The 3509-nt window shown below is 28.0% G+C and carries 4 protein-coding genes; 2 read left to right on the top strand and 2 right to left on the bottom strand.

Features of this window, described 5'->3' with window-relative positions:
• The coding region (locus WBF61_RS09925; RefSeq protein ID WP_424256132.1) for a hypothetical protein at nt 1–180 on the top strand (180 nt) is incomplete at its 5' end.
• Nucleotides 181–368: 188 nt separating this feature from the next.
• The gene (locus WBF61_RS09920) at nt 369–986 is read left to right on the top strand and encodes a hypothetical protein (protein ID WP_424256131.1); all 618 of its coding nucleotides are present in this window, start codon (nt 369–371) and stop codon (nt 984–986) included.
• A 769-nt stretch (nt 987–1755) separates the two neighbouring features.
• Here WBF61_RS09920 and WBF61_RS09915 read toward each other — a convergent pair.
• Entirely contained in the window at nt 1756–2121 is a 366-nt protein-coding gene (locus WBF61_RS09915) for a hypothetical protein (RefSeq protein ID WP_424256129.1), read from the bottom strand.
• Between the two features lie 702 nt (nt 2122–2823).
• Complete coding sequence (locus tag WBF61_RS09910; RefSeq protein WP_424256128.1) at nt 2824–3168, bottom strand: hypothetical protein; 345 nt, start codon at nt 3166–3168, stop codon at nt 2824–2826.
• Between the last annotated feature and the right edge of the window lie 341 nt (nt 3169–3509).

Below are 3509 nucleotides of genomic sequence, written 5' to 3'. Positions count from 1 at the left end.
AGAATGGTTATGGGAGATATCATAATGAAAAAAATAAATAAAAGAAACGGTTATCAATTTTTATCTATTCTTATTTTTATTGGAGCTATTTTTTCTTTATTAAAACAAAATATTGGATTTGGATACAGTCTAATTATTTTAGGATATATTGTACTTAGAAAATCAGACTTGGAAGATTAAAATCAGCTTAATTACTCTCCTAGAAACTAATGGTTGCTATCTTGTAAACCGTTACGTGCGTTACTTTATAAAGGAGATTTGTAATAATTAACTTTATTGAGACAAGGAGGATCGTATCAAGGTAATGGTATTAGGAAATACTTTAACCTAAACAAAACAACATAAAAAAGACAGGGAGGATTTAATTTATGAAATTAAAAAAATTGTTTATAAGTATAATTTGCGGGATTATGTTAGTAGGAATAATAGCACCAACCGTAAAGGTTTCAGCTAATGAATATTTGGACCAAGAGTCAGTTAATATTGATATTGAAGGAATTGAAAATAACTTTTCTGATGAAACAGAACAAGAAGAAAAAGAGAGAATTAATCTAGCTATAGCAGAAACTATGAATAATCACCCTGAGGCTTCAGAAAGTGACTTAAGAGCTCTTGCAGAATATTATGTAGCTCTTGATAAGGGTGAAGTAACGCCTAATGAAATGGCTCAATTAAGAGCTGCAGCAATGCGTTTGAAAACTAGTACGGTTGGAACAGGTTTAGACATAGCAATTAGTTTGGCTTTTGGAGGAGCTGCGAGCGCAGGTATAAAAGCTATGCTAAAAAAACATGGTGTGAAATTTGTTAAGGATAGACTTTATAAAATTGTAGTTCAAAAACTTGCTATTTTTGGAGTGAAAAAGGTCTCAGGGATAACAGTTATTATAAACACAATTGTTAAAAATGTATTGCAACCAGGTATGCAGATAGCTAATTGGCTAGATAAAAAAAGTGATAGTAAAAAGGATGGTTACATTACCATTTAAACTTATAAAAAGTAGGTGCAATTCTATATGGTAGAAGCTTTTTTGGATGTTATAACAGCTATATTTTTCGACTATTTTTTAGATTATTTAAAAAATGAGGAAAAAAATAAACTAATTAGAATAATAATTGTCTTATTAATTTTTCCATTACCAATTATATTAGTCATAATTTCCTTTCAGAAAATAATGAATTATGATCAGTTATGGATTTATGCAATTACAATTTTAGTAGTTATATACTTTACTTACCTTACTATTAAATATATAAAAGGTATTATTACAGGATTTAAATAAAATATTATCACTTTTGTATTTGATTAATTTATATACTAATCTACTTACTTAACATAAAATACATTAACTCAAGTCGCCCCACTGTCATTATTGGTAGTGGGGCGACTTGGGTTAATGGGGTTTATGTCTACCTAGTTATTACCATCTACAAGTAAAAACACAACCACCTGATGCCCCTCCGCCAGTAAGCCATTGCCAGAATGTCATAATAAGCTACTTCCTTTTATTATGAATTGATAGAATAAAGTTTATAACGTGTTATCAATTACTATTTGTTATTACTTCTTATTTGAATTTATCAACGATGTAAATAAATAGGAAGTATAGTAAAGAAAAGATGATTGAGGTACTTATTATTAAAAGGGCCCCCTTTTTTTTACTTATGATTTCTTTTTTTTGTCCTATATAACTGATCATTATAATACATAAAAAGAGAAACAGTAAAAATAAAAGTGTACCTATACGGATGTAATTTTCAATATTCATATTCTATCCTCCCAATCTCTGTAATGAATAATTGTTCTAAACTACAACCATTAATATAATCTAATCGTTTAATATTCTTATTAAATATTAAATATATATTATCTGCTAAATCCTCACAAAATTTTGTATTATGACTAGTTATAAGAATAGTCTTACCTTCTTTTTTTAAATTTAACAATATTTCTTTTAAAAAAATTATTGAAGATATATCTAATCCAAGTGTTGGTTCGTCTAAGATAATAAAATCAGAATTTACAATTTCAATAATACTCAAATTTACTTTTTGTTTCATCCCTATTGAAAAAAACTTTACTAATTTGTTCGTTTCATTTTCAAGTTTATATTTTTTAAACATAAAATCACCTCTAACCTATATAGCTACTTCGTTTTGTATTTAGTCGCAACATGTTTTCCTGCTGCATTATACCCTTTGCTCATATAAAATTCTACCTAGCCATTCCCGTTTGTATCCCATTTTTTTGCAACTGCAGTTCCTGGAGCATTTCCTAATTTAGTCCATTGGGCTGAAGTCAGTAATCCTGTTACAGCAAGTACAGGTAATCCAATTTAGCATAAACGGTTTTATGTTAACTCAGATTTTTTCATATATTAAAAGTCATGATTCCAATAATTGCAAAAAACAGCATAATAATTATTACAGCAGCTAAAATTATTTTTATAGTTCTTTTTTGCATGATATCACCTTTTTCTCTTTAGTTTTTAATGATTATTTTTTCTTCTGACTTTTAAAATTTCAATTAAAGTCATCCCTAGAGAGCTATATAGTCCTGCACCAATAAAGTCTTTACTTACTAGATACTCTATTGAAATACCAATAAAACTAGTAAATATCATTAGTAATATGACATAAGCATACGAGTGTTTTTCTGTAAATATTTTATATTTATTAAACATAATCTCACCTCAAACCTAACTAATTACTTCGGTTTGTTTTTAGTTACAACCACTCTTACTTTGAATCTATTATTATGCAACTGCTGTTTTGTCTAATTTTCTAATGTAGTCTATTCTCATGCTGCAGTTTCCCGTAATCTAATTAATAGTTAAGTCGTAACTTTTTTTCCATATAGTTAGAAAAAAAAGTGCCATTTGCATAGAGAATAAAGGCAAAGAGTAGGATCACTTCTGTTTCTACTTTTGAGAGAATTAGGATTAGAATGATAGAAATAAAGATGTCTATCATTTCGCTTAAGATAGCTAAAAATTTAAATTTAGTTTGTTTTTCTTTAGTTAGATCGTTGATTTGATAGGAGTCAATAGGCGTTACCGTAAAGTAGCTTACAAAAGGAGAGGTATATCTACCCAATAAAATATTAAGTATGCCCATCAGTTTACCTAAAATAAGGAGCGATAAAACAGAAGTAGTTATAATATATATCAAAAAAAAACCTCCATTCATTTGTTTATAAAGTTTATCTATTATTCGATAGCCATGATTCATTCGGTTCTTTAGTTTTTTGAGTCTGATTTTCTCAGGAGATAATAACCTAGAATAATTAAAAAATAGCCAAAAATAAGTTCTGTATTTAATACAGCCAAAATAGCCCCACAAAAAATAAGAATCGATACAACCTGATAACAACTTCTTTTAGTTATTTTTTTCATTATGATATCTCCCATAGTTAATCTCCTCACTGACTAATTCCTAATCTTATTATCTATTTAATCTATTAAAACTAAAAGAACGTGGTGGTTTACATGGTAGCAACCATTGGTTGCTAC

The organism is Carnobacterium sp. (assembly GCF_049673005.1).
In the GTDB taxonomy this organism is placed as follows: domain Bacteria; phylum Bacillota; class Bacilli; order Lactobacillales; family Carnobacteriaceae; genus Carnobacterium_A.
This window is presented reverse-complemented; position numbering and strand designations above follow the sequence as displayed.